Origin of the sequence: Streptomyces sp. M41(2017), assembly GCF_002078175.1 — a bacterium.
Lineage (GTDB): Bacteria > Actinomycetota > Actinomycetes > Streptomycetales > Streptomycetaceae > Streptomyces.
Genome location: NZ_MWFK01000002.1, coordinates 501,080 through 519,359, shown reverse-complemented (window position 1 = coordinate 519,359; position 18,280 = coordinate 501,080). Strand labels below are relative to the sequence as shown.

The 18,280-nt window shown below is 71.9% G+C and carries 16 protein-coding genes; 7 read left to right on the top strand and 9 right to left on the bottom strand.

Annotated features, from left to right (window positions below):
- Window positions 1-40 precede the first annotated feature (40 nt).
- From B0675_RS27930 to B0675_RS27905, 6 genes are all read right to left on the bottom strand, one after another.
- Complete coding sequence (locus B0675_RS27930; RefSeq protein ID WP_081222370.1) at window positions 41-1,339, bottom strand: MFS transporter; 1,299 nt, start codon at window positions 1,337-1,339, stop codon at window positions 41-43.
- Between the two features lie 35 nt (window positions 1,340-1,374).
- Entirely contained in the window at window positions 1,375-2,310 is a 936-nt protein-coding gene (locus tag B0675_RS27925) for a TauD/TfdA family dioxygenase (protein ID WP_081222369.1), read from the bottom strand.
- A 315-nt stretch (window positions 2,311-2,625) separates the two neighbouring features.
- Complete coding sequence (locus tag B0675_RS27920) at window positions 2,626-3,228, bottom strand: TetR/AcrR family transcriptional regulator (protein ID WP_081222368.1); 603 nt, start codon at window positions 3,226-3,228, stop codon at window positions 2,626-2,628.
- A 39-nt stretch (window positions 3,229-3,267) separates the two neighbouring features.
- Window positions 3,268-4,785: a cryptochrome/photolyase family protein gene (locus B0675_RS27915; protein ID WP_081222367.1), complete on the bottom strand. Its 1,518-nt coding sequence runs from the start codon at window positions 4,783-4,785 to the stop codon at window positions 3,268-3,270.
- 327 nt (window positions 4,786-5,112) lie between these two features.
- A complete protein-coding gene (locus B0675_RS27910; RefSeq protein ID WP_081222366.1) occupies window positions 5,113-6,009 on the bottom strand; it encodes an NAD-dependent protein deacetylase in 897 nt (298 codons plus the stop codon).
- A gap of 108 nt (window positions 6,010-6,117) precedes the next feature.
- Window positions 6,118-6,729, bottom strand: a complete 612-nt coding sequence (locus tag B0675_RS27905) for a TetR/AcrR family transcriptional regulator C-terminal domain-containing protein (protein ID WP_081222365.1) — start codon at window positions 6,727-6,729, stop codon at window positions 6,118-6,120.
- A 145-nt stretch (window positions 6,730-6,874) separates the two neighbouring features.
- On the opposite strand from B0675_RS27905, the gene B0675_RS27900 reads away from it, so the two are divergent.
- Window positions 6,875-8,377: an APC family permease gene (locus tag B0675_RS27900; RefSeq protein WP_081222364.1), complete on the top strand. Its 1,503-nt coding sequence runs from the start codon at window positions 6,875-6,877 to the stop codon at window positions 8,375-8,377.
- Between the two features lie 51 nt (window positions 8,378-8,428).
- On the top strand, window positions 8,429-10,006 hold the full coding sequence (locus tag B0675_RS27895) for an amidohydrolase (RefSeq protein ID WP_081222363.1): 1,578 nt from the start codon (window positions 8,429-8,431) through the stop codon (window positions 10,004-10,006).
- 82 nt (window positions 10,007-10,088) lie between these two features.
- Here B0675_RS27895 and B0675_RS27890 read toward each other — a convergent pair whose 3' ends face one another.
- Together B0675_RS27890 and B0675_RS27885 are read right to left on the bottom strand one after the other, a co-directional pair.
- Complete coding sequence (locus B0675_RS27890; RefSeq protein WP_081222362.1) at window positions 10,089-10,646, bottom strand: GNAT family N-acetyltransferase; 558 nt, start codon at window positions 10,644-10,646, stop codon at window positions 10,089-10,091.
- A 180-nt stretch (window positions 10,647-10,826) separates the two neighbouring features.
- Window positions 10,827-12,041 (bottom strand): glycoside hydrolase family 3 N-terminal domain-containing protein, encoded by a 1,215-nt coding sequence (locus tag B0675_RS27885; protein ID WP_081222361.1) that lies wholly within the window; start codon window positions 12,039-12,041, stop codon window positions 10,827-10,829.
- A 1,008-nt stretch (window positions 12,042-13,049) separates the two neighbouring features.
- On the opposite strand from B0675_RS27885, the gene B0675_RS27875 reads away from it, so the two are divergent.
- Window positions 13,050-13,814 carry an alpha/beta hydrolase gene (locus tag B0675_RS27875; RefSeq protein WP_081222359.1) on the top strand — a complete coding sequence of 255 codons (765 nt, stop codon included), beginning with the start codon at window positions 13,050-13,052 and terminating at the stop codon, window positions 13,812-13,814.
- Window positions 13,815-13,906: 92 nt separating this feature from the next.
- Here the strand turns inward: B0675_RS27875 and B0675_RS27870 are convergent, their stop codons facing one another.
- Window positions 13,907-14,347, bottom strand: coding sequence for a hypothetical protein (locus tag B0675_RS27870; protein ID WP_081222358.1), 441 nt, complete (start codon window positions 14,345-14,347; stop codon window positions 13,907-13,909).
- A gap of 222 nt (window positions 14,348-14,569) precedes the next feature.
- On the opposite strand from B0675_RS27870, the gene B0675_RS27865 reads away from it, so the two are divergent.
- The 4 genes from B0675_RS27865 to B0675_RS27850 all read left to right on the top strand — a co-directional run bounded on the left by B0675_RS27865 (window position 14,570) and on the right by B0675_RS27850 (window position 18,269).
- Window positions 14,570-15,040 carry a TrkA C-terminal domain-containing protein gene (locus B0675_RS27865; protein ID WP_081223928.1) on the top strand — a complete coding sequence of 157 codons (471 nt, stop codon included), beginning with the start codon at window positions 14,570-14,572 and terminating at the stop codon, window positions 15,038-15,040.
- Window positions 15,041-15,046: 6 nt separating this feature from the next.
- Complete coding sequence (locus tag B0675_RS27860; RefSeq protein ID WP_081222357.1) at window positions 15,047-16,315, top strand: cation:proton antiporter; 1,269 nt, start codon at window positions 15,047-15,049, stop codon at window positions 16,313-16,315.
- A 209-nt stretch (window positions 16,316-16,524) separates the two neighbouring features.
- The gene (locus B0675_RS27855) at window positions 16,525-17,511 is read left to right on the top strand and encodes a GlxA family transcriptional regulator (RefSeq protein ID WP_081222356.1); all 987 of its coding nucleotides are present in this window, start codon (window positions 16,525-16,527) and stop codon (window positions 17,509-17,511) included.
- A 119-nt stretch (window positions 17,512-17,630) separates the two neighbouring features.
- The gene (locus B0675_RS27850; protein ID WP_081222355.1) at window positions 17,631-18,269 is read left to right on the top strand and encodes an HD domain-containing protein; all 639 of its coding nucleotides are present in this window, start codon (window positions 17,631-17,633) and stop codon (window positions 18,267-18,269) included.
- The last annotated feature ends 11 nt before the right edge of the window (window positions 18,270-18,280 follow it).

Sequence of the window (18,280 nt, the reverse complement as noted above, 5' to 3'; positions counted from 1 at the left end):
GGGGTGCGGGAACAGGTGCGCCGGGATCGGTCGGGTCCGGTCAGTCGTGCATACGGGCAGTGTCGCGCACGGGGTCGACGAGCAGGAAGGACGCGGCGGCGCCGAGGGCGAGAAGCAGCCCGGACAGGACCATGGCGGTCTGGTAGCCGGCGGTTCCCCGGGTGTCGACGAGCGCGCCCACGACGGCGGGTGCGGCGAGGCCGGCCGTCGTCACCACGGCGTTCATGCCGCCCAGGGCGCCGCCGGCACGCGAGGGCGGGGCGAGTTCGGCGACGGTGGTCGCGGCGACGGTGGCGTAGGAGCCGCCGAGCCCGAAGCCGACGGCGACCAGTGCCGTCTTGGCGCCCGCGCCGTCGACCAGGGGCAGTGCCAGGCAGCAGAGGGCGCCGAGTCCGAGCAGGGTCCCGCCGACCCAGCCCCGCGCACGGCGACTGGGGACGCCCCGACGCAGCAGGTGTCCGGTGATGCCGGCCTGCGCGAGCAGGGCGACGGCTCCGATCGTCCACGGAGCGACGACGAGGGTGCCGGCCTCACCGGCGGAGTAGCCGAGGGCGTTGCGCAGGTAGGACGGCAGCCAGACCAGCATCAGGGCGACGGCCCAGTAGCTGCTGAAATAGGCACTCGTGACGCCGATCCAGGTACGGCTGGCGAAGATCCGCCGGTACGGAACCGCGCCTCGGGTGTCCGCCTCCGACCGCGCGGGCGTCGTGGCGCCACGGCTTCCCGCGTCCGCCCCGAACGCCTTCCACACGACGGCCCAGACGAGACCGGCGCCGGCCAGCACCCACAACGCGGCCCGCCAGCCGTGGTGTTGGATCACCCAGGACAGGCCGGGCGCCGAGACGATCACACCGAGCGTCACGCCGAGGGTGATCAGCGCACCCGGCAGATTGCGCCGGTGATCCGGGAACCAGGCCAGAGTGGCCTGTTGTGCGACGGGGAAGGCGGGCCCCTCGGCCGCGCCGAGCAGAACCCGTGAGGCGACCAGGACGCCGAGGCCGCCGCCGAGCGCCGCGGGGACCTGGGCGACGGACCACAGCAGGGCCATCACCAGAAGCAGCAGTTTCGGCGACACCCGGTCGGCGGCCAGCCCGACGGCGATCGCTGCCACGGAGAACAGCAGGAAGAACGCGCCGTTGGCCAGCCCGAACCGGGTGGCACTCAGATGGAGATCGTCGCGGATCTCGTCCGCGGCCAGGCCGAGGACGGACTTGTCCGCGAAGTTGACCATCATGAAGACCACGAGCAGCGCGGTCACCGTCCAGGCGCGCCGGCTGCCGCCGCCGGTGGATCGGCCGTCGACTGTGGGGAGTTGGGGCAGGGTCGGTACCGCGGTCATGGCGACTCCGTGAGGTGATGGTGGGCCCGGCGGGCTCAGGACAGCGGGACCCCGGCGATGGCGATGCGCTCCATCACCCGGCGCTGCGGGAAGTAGTCGTTGACCGCGTAGTGCTGGGTGGCGATGTTGTCCCAGATCGCGATGGAGTCGGGCTCCCAGCGGAAGCGCACCTGGAACTCCGGGATGCGCGCCTGAAGGACGAGGATGTCGAGCAGTTCGCGGTTCTCGGCCTCGGACAGGCCCGTGATGCGACGCGTGAACGGCTCGTTGACGTACAGGGTCCCGCGGCCACTGCGCGGGTGCCGCACCACGACCGGGTGTTCGACCTGCGGCCAGGTGGAGCGGAACGCGGCCTTCTGTTCGTCGTTCATCAGGGCGCCCCAGCTCGCCTCCCAGTCGTGGACCGCGGTGAGGTCCTCGATCCGCGCCTTCAGATCGCCGGGGAGGTTGTCGTACGCGGCCGCCATGTCGGCCCACATGGTGTCGCCGCCCGCAGCCGGCACCTCCACGGCGCGCAGGACGGCGCCCAGCGACGGGTTGGCCATGAACGAGTGGTCGCTGTGCCAGATGTTCTTGTTCCCGGCCGCCTTCGCGTCCTTGGCGAGGCGTGAGATGCCCTCAGTGCCGGTCCTGGCGAAGAAGGGATTGATCTCGGGCCGGCCCCAGACGGCGGAGAGCGCGAGCTGGTGCTCGGGGGTGAAGCCGTGCTGTCCGCGGAAGAAGACCACCTTCCATTCGAGCAGCGCCTGGCGCAGTTCCGCGGCGAGCCGGTCCGTGATCGGCCGCGTCAGGTCGACTCCGCAGAGGACGGCGCCGAAGTGCGGGGTGAGCGGCTCCACACGGAGGAGCTCGAACACGGTCGGTGCGGCACCGGGGGCGAGCCGCTCCAGGGTCCGGCGTCCGTAGTGCATCAGGGGCTTGTCCAGGACCGGCCGGGGCTGGGCCACCTGAGCCGTGGCGACGTCGTGCATGGGAGTCCTCCTCGCGACGAACGAGATTACGTAACCGGCAGTATCGTTATTGCGATGCGGCAGGACAAGGGGGCTGGACGTGTGGTTTTCGCGCGCGGGTTCCGAGGCGGAGCCGTCGGCCCGGGCGGGGGGAGCGCGCGGCGGGGCGGACGGTCAGGGGTGCGTGGATCGTCGTCGCCGGCACGCGCAGCGGCGGCCCGGGTCCCGGCACGGGCGTACCGCCTCCCGGCACGGGCGCACCGGCGCCCGCCTCGCCTGGCCGTACTGCCTCCCGGCCCGCAATCGGAGGTGCTCAGGCAGGTGTGAGGGCGGACCTCACGGCCGGACGCAGACCGCCCGGCCGATCAGTTCCACCACCGACTCGACGAAGGCCCCGTCCGGCAGCCGCAGTTCGCCGATCATCCGGAAGACCAGCGACGACGCGACCAGTGTCGTGGCGGCCGCCACGTCCACATCGGCCCGCACATCACCGCGGGCGACACCGCGCTCCAGCAGATGACGCGTCTCGCTGGTGACGCGGGCCGTGTAGGCGCGATAGGCGCTGGGTTCGGCGCCCTTCTCGGCGGCCGACCCGATCACCCCGGCCACCAAGCGGGCGATCCCCGGCTGTCGGTACGCCTCCGTCCGCGCCGTCAGCACGGCACGCAACTCGGCCCGGAAATCCCCCATGTCGGGCACGTTCAGCGATCCGATGCGCGACTCCGTGGCCGCGATGAGCAGATCCTGCTTCGTGGGCCAGCGCCGGTACATGGCCGGCTTGCTCACCCCGGCACGCGTCGCCACGGCATCCATCGTGAGGGCGCTCATGCCCTCCGCCGCCACCAGGTCGACGACGGCGTCGAGGACGGCCCGGGTGACGTGCTCCTGGCGAGGCCGGCCCGGCCCTCTTCTCGTGCCCTGCACCTGTTCGTCGGCCATACCGCGACCCTACGCGGATCACGTCCCCACCCACGCCGGTCAGGGCACGGCATCGCCGCTGTCCCGCGCCTGCCGCAGCAGTGCGTCCAGGTCGCCGAGCCGGTCGAGCCCGCGGACCGCCTGGCTCATCCGGTTGTTGCCGGACAGCCGTTGCCGATGCCGGTGCAGAAAGGCCCAGTATCCGGTGGTGAACGGACAGGCGCGTTCCCCCACGCGTTCCGTCGGACGGTAGGCGCACCCCGTGCACAGGTCGCTCATGCGGTGCACGTACGCGCCGCCGGAGGTGTAGGGCTTGGTGGTCATCCGCCCGCCGTCGGCGTACTGGGACATCCCGACGACGTTGGGCAGCATGACCCAGTCGTAGCCGTCGACGAAGCAGCGGTGGAACCAGTCCGTGACCGCCCGCGGATCCCAGCCGCGCTGGAGGGCGTAACTGCCGAGCAGCATCAGCCGCGGGATGTGGTGGGTCCAGCCGGTGTCGCGGACCTGGGCGAGGGTCGTCGCCAGACAGCGTGCGGTCACGGCGTCGGCGTCGAGGTCGAGGAACCAGTCGGGGAGCGGGGTGTGGTGCCGCAGCGCGTTGCTGTCCCGGTAGTCGTCACCGAAGTGCCAGTAGAGCTGCCAGACGTACTCACGCCAGCCGGCGATCTGCCGGACGAATCCCTCCACGCTGTTGATCGGCGCCCGTCCGGACCGCCAGGCGTCCTCCGCGGCCTCGACGCACTCGGCCGGATCCAGCAGACCGAGGTTCAGCGACGACGACAGCAGGCTGTGGCTCATCACCGGATCCGCCGCCAGCATCGCGTCCTCGTACGCGCCGAAGCCGGTGAGGCGGTGCTCCACGAATCGCCTCAGCGCCGCCAGCGCCTCACGTCGCGAGGCGGGGAACCGGCGGGGGCCGTCCCGTCCGACGAAACGCACCTCCCCGCTGCTCTCCCACCGGTCCAGGTCGTGCCGGACCTCCTCGTCGATGGCGTCCTCCCGCGGCCGGTAGGGCGCCGGCGCGTCGAGGGTGGGAGCGTTCCGGGGAGGAGGTTCGCGGTTGTCGTGGTCGTGGTTCCAGCGTCCGCCGGCCGGGTCGTCCCCGTCCATCAGCAGGTCGTGTCCCCGCCGAACCCACCGGTAGAAGTCCTCCTGCCGCAGTCGCCGGCCACCGAGGCCGTCCGCCCAGGTGCCGAAGTCCTCATGGGGCACCAGGAATCCGCGGGCCGGCAGGACGGTGACGGCATCGAGCGACCGCACCAGCCGCAGGGCCGCGTGCGAGGTCGGATGATGCACCGTCACCGTGCCGCGGCCCCCGACGCCGCCGATCACTTCGCGGAGCCCCTCGCGGTAGGTGTCGGCGCGGATGTAGCGGGCCCTGTCGCCCAGTTCGGCCGCCCGGTGCCGCATCGCCGACAGGATCAGGTGGGCCTTCGCGCGGTGGAAACGCCGACGCCGGAAGACCGAGCGCGCCTCGATGATCAGCACCGACGCGTCGCGGTCGGGGCCGCCCTCTCCTGGAGTGAGAAAGTGGGGACCCAACTGGTCGCCGAAGAGCCAATGGACCGTCTTCATGGGCGTGTTCGGTCTCCATCACTCGGCGGACGTTCGGTGACGCGGGTGGCCGACGCGGCGAACGACCCCGCCGGAGCCCGAGCCTGGTGTGCGCCGACCGCGTCGAGGGCCCGTGCACGTTCCTCTCTACACGGCCGCGGGCCGACCGATCCGCGTGCCGCACGCGCGCCGTCCGGTACCGACCCGGACGGGTGACGGTGGAGCCGGGACATCCGTGGGCCGTGGGCCTGGCGTCTGCCGGCGGTACCGGCCGGGGCTGCCGCGCCGGCCCGGCGGACCAGCGGGACGCGTCAGGGGCTGAAGGGGTCCGGCTCGCTCAGGCCTCGTTCAGGCGGCTGTCCCGTCGAGTGCGATCTCCAGTCGTGCGGCCGCTGTGGTCAGGGTTGTTCCGAGGGGGAGGGCGACGCGGGTGAGGGCGTGCGGATCGCCCCGGGTCGGGTCCCGGTTGATGATCAGGACCGGTTTCCCTTCCTGGGCGGCCTGGCGCACGAATCGCAGGCCGGACATCACCGTCAGCGAGGAGCCCAGCACCAGCAGGGAGGTCGCCTCGCGGACCAGCCGACGGCAGTCTTCGACGCGCGCCGGGGGCACGGACTCGCCGAAGAACACGACGTCGGGTTTGAGGATCCCGCCGCAGACCGTGCAGGGCACGACGTGGAAGTCGCCGACCTGCTCGTCCGTGAGGTCGGCGTCACCGTCCGGGTTGATCATGGCGGACGGCGGCTCGAAGCCCGGATTGGCCTCCTCCAGCCGTCGGGCGAGTTCACGGCGCTCGCTCACGTCGTGACAGGAGAGGCACACGACTCTGTCCAGGCCCCCGTGGAGTTCCACGACGCCCTCGCTGCCGGCGGCCTGGTGCAGACCGTCGACGTTCTGGGTGATCAGCCCTGAGAGCAGTCCGTGCCGTCCGAACGCGGCTACGGCACGGTGTCCGTCGTTGGGGCGGGCCCGGCCGAAGGTGCGCCAGCCGAGGTGACTGCGCGCCCAGTACCGTCGCCGGGCCCGGTCGCTCCCGGCGAATTCCTGGTAGGTCATCGGCGTGTGCCGGCTCAGGCTCCCGTGCTCGCCCCGGTAGTCCGGGATGCCGGACTCCGTGGAGATGCCGGCCCCGCTGAGCACCAGCACCCCACCGGTGCTCAGGGCGTCGGTCACCGGCCGCAGATCCGTGGTGCCGGGCGGCAGGTCCTCGGTGGGGGTCCAGCTCAGTGTGGGGCGCATGCGCATGCTGCCAGGGTACGGACCCGGCGCGGCGGTTCGCCGGACAGCGCCGGCACCTGTGCCGGCGCCGCCGCGGACGGGGACCCGGGTCAGTGCCTCGACGGCGTCAGGGCCTCACGGCAGGAGCAGGGAGCGGGCGTGGCTCAGGAAACCGGTCAGGGCCAGTTCGAAGGCCGCGTCGGCGCGGCCCTTGCCCATCGCCGCCAGGGCCGCGGCCAGGTGCGGTGTCGCCGTTTCGTCGGTCAGCTCCCACATCATCTCCGGCGCGGCCATGTCCAGGGCCGACCCCAGCACGACGTTCTCCAGACCGATGATCACGGGCATCACGTCCGGCAAGGAGAAGCCGGCTTCCAGCAGGAGACCGGCCGCCAGGTCGTACTGCTCCAGGACGCGCGGCGCCCGGACGGGCGATGTGGTCAGCAGGGGAATCGCCTTGGGGTGAGCGGCGAAGGCCGCGCGGTAGGAACGAGCCCAGTCCGCCATCCGCCGGTCCCACGGCTGCGCGCCGGCCGTCAGCGGAGCCGGGTCGATCGCGACGGCCACCCGCTCGCGCAGCAGTTCCACGATGCCGTCCCGGCCGTCCACGTGGTGGTACACCGATCCCGTCTGGACGCCGAGCCGCCCGGCGATCTTCGGAACGCTGAAGTCGCCCTCCGCGTCGACGAGTTCGAGCGCGGTCGTGGTGATCCGCTCCCTGTCCAGCAGTGGCTTGCTCGGCCGTCCCATCGCGCTCTCCCGAAAATGTGGTCTTCCCGAATGCCCAGAGGGAGGCTACATTGCCGAAACCGAAAGCCTTTAGATTTAGCTTCCGGGCCCGGGACCGATGTCCGCGGGACCCCGTCTCCCCGCCGCCAGAAGGGCTTCCTTCCGCATGCCCGCACCCCCATCGCAGACGCAGTCCCACACCGACCGCAGCGTCGGCGCCGCACCCACCCTGCGCGCCGGAACCCTGGGTACCGCCGACATCGCCTTCTTCGTCGTGTCCGCCGCCGCCCCGCTCACCGTCATGGCGGGCGTCGCCCCGTTCGCCATCGCGCTGGGCGGCATCGGCGCACCGGTGGGCTATCTCGTCGCCGGCGTGACGCTGGCCGTCTTCGCCGTCGGTTTCACCACGATGAGCCGCCACGTCCGCAGCGCCGGGGCGTTCTACGCCTTCATCACCCGAGGTCTCGGCCGCTCCGTGGGCATCGGCGCCGCCCTGCTCGCCATGGTCGGCTACAACGGCATGGAGATCGGCGTCTACGGGCTCCTCGGCACGTCCACGCAGGACACCCTCCACGCCCTGTTCGGTGTCGACATCCCCTGGCTGCCGGTCTCCCTCGCCGGGCTCGTGCTCATCTGGTACGGCGGCTTCCGGTCCATCGACTTCGGAGCCAGACTCCTCGGCGTCCTGCTCTGCGCCGAGACCGGCATCCTCGTCCTGCTGGCGGGCGGCGTCCTGCTCAAGGGCGGCGCGCACGGCCTGTCCATGGCCTCCTTCGCCCCGCACAACGTGTTCGTCCCCGGCACCGCCGCCGTACTCGCCTTCGCGTTCGCCGCCTTCACCGGGTTCGAGTCGACCGTCATCTACCGCCGCGAGGCCCGCGACCCCGGGCGCACCGTGCGCCGCGCGACGTACATCGCGGTCGCCTTCCTCGGGCTGTTCTACGCGTTCATCGTCTGGACCGTGATCCAGGCGTTCGGCGACGCCGGAGTCGTGGCCGCCGCGGGCAGCGACCCGGCCGGACTGTTCTTCTCGGCCATCAGCACCTTCGTCGGGGGCTGGGCGGCCGACCTGATGCACATCCTGATCGTCACCAGCGTCCTCGCGTCGCTGCTGGCCTTCCACAACGCGATCAACCGCTACGGTCTCGCGCTCGCCGAGGAAGGCGTGGTGCCCAAGGCCTTCGGCCGCGTCCACGCCCGGCACCGCTCGCCGTACGTCGCCGGCCTCGCGCAGACGGTGCTGGGCGCGGTCGTCGTCCTCGCCTTCTGGGCCGCGGGTGCCGACCCCTACGCCCAGCTGCTGCTGTGGGTCAACACACCCGGAATGGTCGGCCTCATGCTGCTCCAGCTCCTGGCCGCGATCGCCGTTCCCTTCTACTTCCGCCGCATCACCCACCAGGAGGGCGTCCTGCGCACGGTCGTCGCCCCGGCCGTGGCCACCGTGCTGCTCGGCGTGGCGATCGTGCTCGTCTGTACCCACCTCGACCTGTTCACCGGAGCGTCCTCGCTGGTCAACGCGATCCTCGCGGCCGTCGCCCCCGTGGTCTTCGTCCTCGGCCTGGCGCTCGCCCGGCGACTGCGGCGCACCAGGCCCGACGTCTTCGACCGCTTCGCGGCGGAACCGGCCGACGACCCGGACGCCGAGCACGCCGGAGCCGTACCGGCCTGACCCGGTGCCTCGCCTTCCCCCACCGCCGACACCCCCGAACGGAGCCCCCTCGTGTCCGAAGCCGACCTGCTGCTCACCGGCGCCCACGTCCGCACCCTCGACCCCGCCCTACCGGAGGCGACGGCCGTGGCCGTCCGGGACGGTCTGATCGCGGCCGTCGGCGACACCGAGGACGTCGTCCGCGCGTGGAGCGGTCCGGGAACGGAGCGCGTCGACCTCACCGGAGCCACCCTCGTCCCCGGCCTGGTCGACGCGCACAGCCACCCGGTGTGGGGGCTGGAGATGGCGACCGGCACCGACCTGTCGGGCGTCCGCACGCTCGACGAACTCCGGGCGGCGCTGCGCGACGCCCCCCGGGCCGACGGCTGGGTCGTCGCCTGGGGACTCGACCACAACGTGTTCGCGGGCCGGCGGATCGACCGCGCCCTCGTGGAGGACGAGCTGTGCGGCGCCCCCGCCTTCGTCCGCTTCTACGACGGACACTCCGCCCTCGCCAGCGCGACCGCGCTGACGGCCGCCGGAATCACCGGACCGCGCACGTTCGCCCAGCGCGCGGAGATCGTCTGCGACGCCGACGGCCGTCCCACCGGTCACCTCGTCGAGCACGCGGCCATGGACCTGATGCTCGACGCCGTCCCCAGGCCCTCCTTCGGCGAGCGCCGTACCGGACTGCTCGCGCTCCTGTCCCAGATGGCGGCCACCGGACTGACCGGCGCGCATGTCATGGACCTGGGGCACGGCGACGTACCGCGGCTGCTCGCATCGGTGGAGGAGGAGGCGGTACTGCCCCTGCGCCTGCGCCTCGCGCCCTGGTGCATGCCGGGCACGGACCAGCAAGGTCTGGACGAGCTGATCGCCCTCCAGAGCGAGGCCGGACGCCACTGGCGGGTCGGAGGGGTCAAGTTCTTCATGGACGGCACCGTCGAGGGCGGTACCGCCTGGCTGGAGCACGCCGACTGCCACGGACAGGGCACGGACGCCTTCTGGCCCGACCTCCGGGCCTACTCCGACGCCGTGCGACGGCTGCACGAGGCCGGTGTCGGAACCGCCACCCACGCCATCGGCGACGCGGCCGTACGGCACGTCCTGGACACGGTCGAGTCCCTCGGAGCGGACGGTGCGGGCAGGCACCGGATCGAGCACATCGAGACGGTGCCCGACGACACGATCCCGCGCTTCGCGGCCCTCGGCGTCGCCGCGTCGATGCAGCCGCCGCACACCGCGTACACCCGCGGCGACCACGCGGACGAGTGGTCCAGGCGCCTCGGCTCCGACCGCGCGTCCCGCGCGTGGCGCATCCGCGACCTGCGGGACGCCGGCGCGGTGGTCGCGCTCGGTTCGGACTGGCCGATCGCGCACTACGACGTCCGCCGGGTCCTGTCCATGGCGCAGGCACCCGAGGGCGCCGCGGGTGCCCGGAAGGGACTCACCGGGCTGATGGCCCTCGAAGGCTGCACCTCGCACGCGGCACGCGCGGCCGGTGAGGACGCCGGTCGGATCGCACCGGGTCTGCGGGCCGACCTCACGGCCCTCGGCGTGGATCCCGCCTGCGCTCCCGCGGACGAGACCGCCGACGCGCCGGTCCGCCTCACCACCGTGGGCGGTCACATCACCCACCGCGGTGACTGAACACGTCGTCGCCGGCGGGGACGGGGACGGAGGCCCGGGCCGAGACAGCCGACGGACGTCCTGAGGCTGTCCGCCGTGACGGTCAGCGACCGGTGCGGCGCGCCGGAAAGGAGGTGCCGGCCCAGGCGACGCGGAGCATGTCGGGGGCGCCGTGGAGCCGGGCCGGAACACCGCCGGGAGGCGGCACCGGCGCCTTCTCGACGCAGGTGCCGCCGAGGGTCCGGTAGAACTGCCGGGCGGCGGTGCTCTGCTCCAGCACCCAGAGGTACATCGACGGGCCCGTGGCCCGTTCGGCGACGGCCTCCGCGGCCCGGGTGAGCAGCGCGGTGCCCGTCCCGGCGCGCTGACGGCCGTGGACGACGTGCAGGTTGTCGACGAGGCTGCCCCAGCGCTCGTCGGCGTCGAACACGACGTGCACGAATCCCGCGAGTTCGGCGTCGTGCTCGGCGACGACCGTCAGGTGGTCGCCCGGTGCGGCGAACCGCGACGACCACACGGCACGACGGTCGGCGACGACATCCCCGTCCAGGAACGCGTCGGCGTAGGCCCCGCGATAGTGCCTGCGCCAGCTGTCGGCGTGCAGCGACGCCACCTTCCCGGCGTCGTCGGCACCCCCCACACGGAACCGCAGCGACGTCACGCCGGCCCTCCCCGTCTCATGATCAACGGCCCGTCGGACCGGAACACGCCCGCCCACCCCCGACTCCGGCACGCGATCCCCGGTGTCACCCGCTGTCCCCGACCCTGTCCACGACCGTTCCGATACGGAGTGGCCGTCGCCGCGCGCTCGCACGACGCGTCGCACCACAGGCGCGCGGGGTCAGTCGCAGGACAGCAGGCCCGCCTTCTGCTTGGCGTTCAGGACGCGATGCACGCTCTGGTCCACCTGGTCGCGGAACGTCGTGCTCTGTGCCATGCGACTCTGCACGGCCTTGGTCATGGCGGGGATCAGGTTCGGTTCGACCGTGAGGACCACGTCGCCGCCGGCCGACAGGAACTTGACCGCCCGGTCACCCGGAGACACGGACTTCACCGCCACCGCGTTCCCGAGGTCGTCGGAGATGACCACGCCCTTGAAGCCCAGGTCCTTGCGGAGCATCCCCTGGATCACCGTCGAGGAGAACGCCGCGCGGTTCTTCGCGTCGATCTTGCTGTAGGTGGCCGAGGAGATCATGACGAACGGCGCCCCGGCCTTGATCCCGGAGTCGAACGTCGTGACGCTCGCGCTGGTCCTCGTCGTCACGCCGTCCACGACGCCGGCCGTGGTGTCGGTGTTGCCCCGCACGTAGCCGAGCCCCGGGAAGTGCTTCAGCGTGGGCAGAACCCCGGACTGGGTGGAACCCTCGAGGAACGCGTCGCTGTGCGGGGCCACCGTGGCGGCGGTGTGGCCGAACTCGCGGTCGAACCGGCCGATCGGCGCGTTGTCCCTGCCCAGACTCGCGGGTACCACGTCCGCGACGGGCGCGAGGTTCAGGTTCACACCGGCCGCCTTGAGTTCCTTGGCCCAGACCGCCGCCTCGCTGCGCAGTTTCGACGTGGTCCACGTTCCCTGGGTGAGGGCGCTCGGGATGGTCGAGAACCCGGGGCCGGACAGCACCTGCACCTGACCGCCCTCCTGGTCGGTCGAGACCAGGAGCCCCACACGATGCCCTGCGGCGGTGTCCGCCTTGGCCTGCAGAGGGTCGACGACGGCCTTGGTCGCCTTCGTCCCGGCCGTGCTCCGGCCGGCCAGGAACACCGAGCCGACGTGGTACTGCTGCATGAGAGCGATCCGCTTGCTGTCAGGAGCGGACGGCGTGACCGATCCCATGAAGAGCTGGCCGACCCGCTGAGGAGCCGTCATCGCCCTGAACGTCGTGTCGGCGCAGGTGTTCGCCGCGAACTTGGGGCCCTTCCCCGACGGGTCGATGATCGCGGCCTGCGAGATCTGGACGCCTGCCGCTCCTGCCAGCGCCAGCGCCAGGGCCAGCGAGGTCGCGAGCTTGACGCGACGCTTGGCGGGGGAGCGGTGGGCCGGCGACTGGTGGGATGCCATGAATACTCCGACGGTGCCTGCTGCGGACCGCTCGGACGTCGAGCGGATAGTCAGATGCCACGCTCATCGTATCAACGTGGGAGTGGGTCGCCAGTGCGCGAACAGGCGGGTGACCTGCGCACGGCGGCCCTCTGGACCGTCACCGCGCGCGGTCACTCGACAGGGTCCCCGGTGGTCTCTCCGTGACCGAACGGAAGCCCGTCCCAATGGAGTTGCCGGACCTCCGTCCACGTGCCGGCCGCCGGAATCGCGAACCGGAGCGGGTTCGATCTCGGGAGGGGTTTCGCCGACGCGGACCGTCCAGCGGACCAGGGCCTCGCCCAGATCATCGACGGTCTTGCGGTGGGACGCGAGGCCGGCGAGGTTGTCCGGCTGATGGGGGTCGGCCCACGGGTCGTACAGCTCGGTCCCGCCCGTAAGCTGAATCCCGTCCCGGCCGGCGTGAGCGGGACACGCACGGACGCGTCGTGGGTGGAGCACTTGTACTCGTCGTTACGGGTACGGACGGGCGAGCCGTGGTCCGCGGTCCAGGCGAGGACGATCGAGTCGGTCAGATCGAGGCCGCGCAGGCGTCCCACAGCCGGTCCACCCCCCGTCCACCCGCTTGAGCTGCCCCAGATAGCCGCCCATGTGCCGCTGTGAACCACCGTTCGGCGCGGCGGCCGGGTCCGGTAGGCGTCGGAGGTGCACTCCAACAGGTCGTCGGCCAGCCACCGTTGGGAGCCACCCGGCGACGCTGGACATCCCGGCCGGCAGCGGGATGCCACTGCGGAACACCGGCCGCGGTGTCGGGGCTGCTCATGGAGCTGTGACCATGCGGCGGAAAAGGAGGGGGCGCGGGCGCTGTCGGGCTGTTACCTTTCCGTCGACCGCGGCACCGTCCCGAGGAGGTGAGACCCATGAACGCTGTATCCACGTGGGTGCTCCCCCTCTCGTCACGGTCGGGCGATTGACACAGGTGTCGCCGGGAGCGCCTCGACAGCAAGGCCCTCCCGAAAGGCACCACGCATGCATCCTCCGCAGTTCACCGCCGAGTCGTCGTCGAACGGCGTGCTCGAGCGCGACTTCACCGTGGGCGACGTCCCCGGAGTCCTCTGGTCGCCGGCCGGCGCCGCCGAGCGCGCGCCCCTGATCCTCATGGCTCACGGCGGCGGCAACCACAAGAAGCACCCGGCGATGTCCGGCCGCGCTCGACGTCTCGTGTCCGGCTACGGTTTCCACGCCGCCGTCCTCGACGCGCCGGGTCACGGCGACCGGCCGCGCACGGCACACGACGAGGCGGAGATCGCCGAGTTGTTCCGGGCGCGGGCGGCCGGCGAGCCGGAAGGCCCGATCGTCGTGCGCTACAACGAACACCTGGCGCGCATCGCCGTACCCGAGTACCGGGCGACCCTGGACGCCCTCCAGGAACTCCCGGAGATCGGCACCGACGGCCCGGTCGGTTTCTGGGGCATCAACATGGGCACCGCGATCGGCGTACCGCTCGTGGCGATCGAACCCAGGATCACGGCAGCCGTCCTCGGCCAGCACTGGCCCGACGTCCTGGCCGAGACGGCGAAGCGGATCACCGTCCCGATCGAGTTCGACCTGCAGTTGGACGACGAGCACATCACGCGCGAGGAGGGACTCGCGCTGTTCGACGCCTTCGCCTCGAAGGAGAAGTCGCTCCATGTGAACTCCGGCAGGCACAAGGAGTTGCCCCGGTTCGAGGCGGACAGCGCGGTCCGGTTCTTCGCCCGTCACTTCGGCGGCGCGGGCACCGTACCGGCCTGATCCGTCCTGAGGGGTCGCGGCGCCCGGCATCCGGCCCGGCGCCGTGACCGCGATGCCGAGCACCGGCCGACGGGTTCGGCCGCGGCAGGCGCTCAGGGGATGCGCGGCTCGTCGTCGAGTTCCGTCGCCGCGGCGGTGACGGCGGGGAGTGCGCGGTAGGCGGCCCGGGCATGGGCGAGGCGGGCCAGGGTCGTCCCGATGAGGGCGGCGGACAGCAGGCAGGCGAGCCAGAAGGTGTCGCGGTGCCCGATCCAGCTGAGGGTGCCGGCGGGCGGCACGGCGAAGCCATTGAGGAACAGCCAGCACAGCACGGCCGTTCCGGGAGCCGCGGTGAAGCTGGCGGGGAGGCCGAGGACGACGGCGAACAGGGACAACGCCGTGAGGGCGAGGCCTGGTCGGTCCGGTCCCACGGTGGTGTTGAGGAGGACCACCAGAACCAGCGCGCCCACGAAGGCCGTTGCCCACACCAGCGACGTGGACACCGGCCGGGGCACGGGCCGGCTGCCGTTGCTGAGGGAAACCCACTCGATCAATGGGTCACGTCTCCTTCCGGTCCGCGCCGGCGTCAAGGGGCGGGCAACGCCGGTGGATTCGACTGCTGCTGTGGGTGGACCCCGAGGACGAATTGTTCCACCGGCGTTCCCGGGGGGCCGCGGGGGTCGGCCCCGGTGCTGGGTATGGTGACACCCAGTGGTTCGTAAAGGAACAGTCAAATGAGACAGACGGACGGGAGGGCAGCTGTGGGGGCTGCACGCATGAGCAGTACGCCGTTGCCGGGGATCGGGGTCCGCTACGACCTGAGCACACGAGAGCAGCGCCGCCTGTCGGTCGTCGCGCACCGGGACGGTTCGCGGACGTTGAGCGCGTACCGCCAGGACGACCCGGATGCCTGCGCTCTGTCGGTGCGGCTGTCCTCCGGAGAGGCGGAGGTGCTCATCGGCGCGTTGATGCCCGCGCATCACAGTCCGAGTCTGCTGTCGACGACCGAACTGGGGCTGGTGGCGGAAAGGAGCGAACTACCCGCCACCTCGTACTGGAACGGGCGGTTGCTCGGTGAGACGCGCATGCGCACGGACACGGGAGTGTCGATCGTGGCGGTACTGCGCCGGGCGGAGGCGATCCCGTCGCCCGGGCCGGACTTCCGGCTGGCCGGCGGGGACACGTTGATCGTGATCGGCACGCGCGAGGGCGTGGAGGCTGCCACCGCGATCCTCGGACGGGAGTGAGGCGCGATGCACTCCTCCGCCACCTTCCTGATCGAGTTCGGGGCCATCATCCTCGGCCTCGGACTGCTGGGCCGGTTCGCCGGTCGCTTCCAGTTCTCGCCCATCCCCCTGTATCTGCTGGCCGGGCTGGCCTTCGGTCAGGGCGGCATCCTCCCGCTCGGCACCAGTGAGGAGTTCGTGGCGATCGGCGCCGAGATCGGCGTGATCCTGCTGCTCCTCATGCTGGGCCTGGAGTACACGGCCAGCGACCTGGTGTCCAACCTCAAGACCCAGTACGCGGCAGGGCTGGCCGACGCGGCGCTCAACGCCCTGCCCGGGGCCGCGATGGCCCTGCTGCTGGGCTGGGGCCCCGTGGCGGCCGTGGTCCTGGCCGGCGTCACCTGGATCTCCTCCTCCGGAGTCATCGCCAAGGTCCTCGGTGACCTGGGACGGCTGGGCAACCGGGAGACACCGGTGATCCTCAGCATCCTGGTCCTGGAAGACCTGTCCATGGCCGTCTATCTGCCGATCGTCACCGCGCTGCTGGCCGGAACGACCCTGGCGGCCGGCAGCGTCACGCTGGCGATCGCGCTGGGCGTGGCCGGGCTCGTGCTGCTGGTCGCGGTGCGCTACGGCCGGCACATCTCACGCTTCGTCTCCAGCGACGATCCGGAGAAACTCCTCCTGGTGGTCCTGGGCCTGACACTGCTGGTCGCCGGGCTCGCGCAGGAGCTCCAGGTGTCGGCGGCCGTCGGAGCCTTCCTGGTCGGCATCGCCCTGTCCGGCGAGGTGGCGGAGGGCGCGCACAACCTGCTGGCTCCGCTGCGCGACCTGTTCGCCGCGGTGTTCTTCGTGTTCTTCGGTCTGCACACCGACCCGTCGAGCATTCCACCGGTGTTCCTGCCCGCGCTCGCCCTCGCGGCCGTCACCGCGGCGACGAAGATCGCCACCGGCTACTGGGCCGCGAGGCGAGCCGGAGTCTCGGTCAAGGGGCGATGGCGCGCGGGCGGCACGCTCGTCGCGCGCGGCGAGTTCTCCATCGTGATCGCCGGGCTCGCGGTCACCGCCGGGATCGAACCCTCGCTGGGACCGCTGGCCACGGCGTACGTGCTGATCCTGGTGATCCTCGGCCCGCTCACCGCCCGCTACACGGAGCCCGTGGCGCGCCTGGTGGGCGGCCTGCGCAAGTCCTCTCCCGCAACCGGGGCCGCGTCGGATCCGTCCGCCCCCGATCGGGAGGACGCGGTGGACGGGCAGGACGCGCTGGACGAGCAGGGCACCGTCGGCCGGGTGTGACGGAGGACGGTCCGGCGGGCCGCGGCCAAGGCCGCGCCGACCGGCGGTGAACCGCCACCGGAGAACCCGGTCCGAAGGCCCCGGTCGTGCGGTTCCGGGCGCAAGCCCGGCGGGTCCACCCTCCCGTTCGGAAGCACGCTTCGGGCTCCTTACCTGGTAGACGTGACCAGTACGGCGGGGGAGCGGCGTGGCGAAGGGAACGAGGAGCGATGGCATCCCGAGCGCACAGTGTGGGCGTCCTGGTGTTCGACGGCATGAAGATGCTGGACCTGTCCGGGCCCGCGGAGGTCTTCAGCGAGGCCAACCGGTACGGCGCCGAGTACCGGCTGAGCATCGTCGCCGTAGGGGGAGCGCCGGTGCGGTCCTCCATCGGCATGAGCGTGCCCGTCGACGTGGAGGCCGCGGCCGCGGACCCCTTCGACACCCTGCTGGTGGTGGGAGGCGACCTGCTGCCGGCCGGGCCGGTGGACCCTGAGCTGGCCGCCACGGCCAAGGCCCTGGCGGCGGGGGCCGAGCGCGTCGCGTCGGTCTGCACCGGGGCGTTCGTCCTGGGAGCCGCGGGACTGCTGGAGGGCAAGCGGGCGACCACGCACTGGCAGCACACGGCAGCGCTGGCTCGTAGCTGCCCGTTGACGCGGGTGGAGCCGGACGCGATCTTCGTCAGGGACGGCGGCACCTACACCTCCGCCGGTGTCACCGCCGGCATCGACCTCGCCCTCGCCCTGGTGGAGCAGGACCATGGACCGGACCTGTCGCGGAAGATCGCGCGTTCGCTGGTGGTGTACATGCAGCGGGCCGGCGGGCAGTCCCAGTTCTCCGCCTCGCTCCAGGGCCCGGCACCCCGGACTCCCGTGCTGCGGATGATCCAGGACGCCGTCCAGGCCGATCCGACGGCGGACCACGGCCTGGACGCTCTGGCGGCGCGCGTCCGGGTGAGCCCACGGCACCTGACCCGCATGTTCCGCGCCGAACTCGACACCACCCCCATGAAGTACGTGGAACTGATCAGGTTCGACCGGGCGAAGGCCCTGCTCGACGCCGGACACAACGCGACGGAGGCGGCCTCGCTCTCGGGCTTCCCCAGCTACGAGAGCCTGCGACGCGCCTTCGCGCGACATCTCGGGCTCTCCCCGACTCAGTACCAGCAGCGCTTCGCCACCACCACCCCGACGTCACGTGCCGGCACCGGCAGATGAGCCGACCGGCGGAGTCATGACCGTTTTCGAGGGCATGTCGGCCATCCCGTCGCGGACGCGACGGCCCCGCGCGGCGGAAGCTGGGGACAGGACCCCCACCCCGCCCAGGGAAGGCAGCCATGACCGAGTACATCGCCGACATTGCGATCCCCGACAGCAAGCTCGCACGGGACGCCACGGACCTCATCCGGGACACGACACCGGCCCTGATCTTCCACCACTCCCGCCGGGTCTACCTCTTCGGCAGCCTCCAGGCGGCCGCGCTGGGGCTCAGCCCCGACCCTGAACTGCTGTACGTGGCCGCACTGTTCCACGACACGGGCCTGGTGCCGCCCTACCGCAGCGACGATCAGCGCTTCGAGATGGACGGCGCCGACCAGGCACGCGCGTTCCTGCTGGCGCACGGTCTGTCCGAGAGCGACGCGTCCACCGTCTGGACGGCCGTCGCCCTGCACACCACGCCAGAGGTGCCCTACAAGATGGCGCCCGAGATCGCGGCGACCACCGCGGGCGTCGAGACCGACGTACTGGGCCTGCGCCTGGCCAACATCACGCGAGCGCAGATCGAGGCGGTCACGGCTGCCCATCCGAGGCCGGACTTCAAGCGGCAGATCCTCGAAGCGTTCACGGACGGCTTCAGGCACCGCCCCGACACCACGTTCGGCACGGTGAACGCGGACGTGCTCCAGCACTTCGTCCCGGGATTCCGGCGGACCGACTTCGTCGACGTCATCGAGAACTCCGCCTGGCCGGAGTGACCGCACCGCGG

Coding starts and splice junctions, on each gene's coding strand:
- B0675_RS27920 (WP_081222368.1), bottom strand. CDS start 3,228: ATGGCCGACGAACAGGTGCAGGGCACGAGAAGAGGGCCGGGCCGGCCT.
- B0675_RS27855 (WP_081222356.1), top strand. CDS start 16,525: ATGGCATCCCGAGCGCACAGTGTGGGCGTCCTGGTGTTCGACGGCATG.
- B0675_RS27850 (WP_081222355.1), top strand. CDS start 17,631: ATGACCGAGTACATCGCCGACATTGCGATCCCCGACAGCAAGCTCGCA.
- B0675_RS27930 (WP_081222370.1), bottom strand. CDS start 1,339: ATGACCGCGGTACCGACCCTGCCCCAACTCCCCACAGTCGACGGCCGA.
- B0675_RS27900 (WP_081222364.1), top strand. CDS start 6,875: ATGCCCGCACCCCCATCGCAGACGCAGTCCCACACCGACCGCAGCGTC.
- B0675_RS27875 (WP_081222359.1), top strand. CDS start 13,050: ATGCATCCTCCGCAGTTCACCGCCGAGTCGTCGTCGAACGGCGTGCTC.
- B0675_RS27885 (WP_081222361.1), bottom strand. CDS start 12,041: ATGGCATCCCACCAGTCGCCGGCCCACCGCTCCCCCGCCAAGCGTCGC.
- B0675_RS27905 (WP_081222365.1), bottom strand. CDS start 6,729: ATGGGACGGCCGAGCAAGCCACTGCTGGACAGGGAGCGGATCACCACG.
- B0675_RS27860 (WP_081222357.1), top strand. CDS start 15,047: ATGCACTCCTCCGCCACCTTCCTGATCGAGTTCGGGGCCATCATCCTC.
- B0675_RS27910 (WP_081222366.1), bottom strand. CDS start 6,009: ATGCGCATGCGCCCCACACTGAGCTGGACCCCCACCGAGGACCTGCCG.
- B0675_RS27865 (WP_081223928.1), top strand. CDS start 14,570: ATGAGCAGTACGCCGTTGCCGGGGATCGGGGTCCGCTACGACCTGAGC.
- B0675_RS27915 (WP_081222367.1), bottom strand. CDS start 4,785: ATGAAGACGGTCCATTGGCTCTTCGGCGACCAGTTGGGTCCCCACTTT.
- B0675_RS27925 (WP_081222369.1), bottom strand. CDS start 2,310: ATGCACGACGTCGCCACGGCTCAGGTGGCCCAGCCCCGGCCGGTCCTG.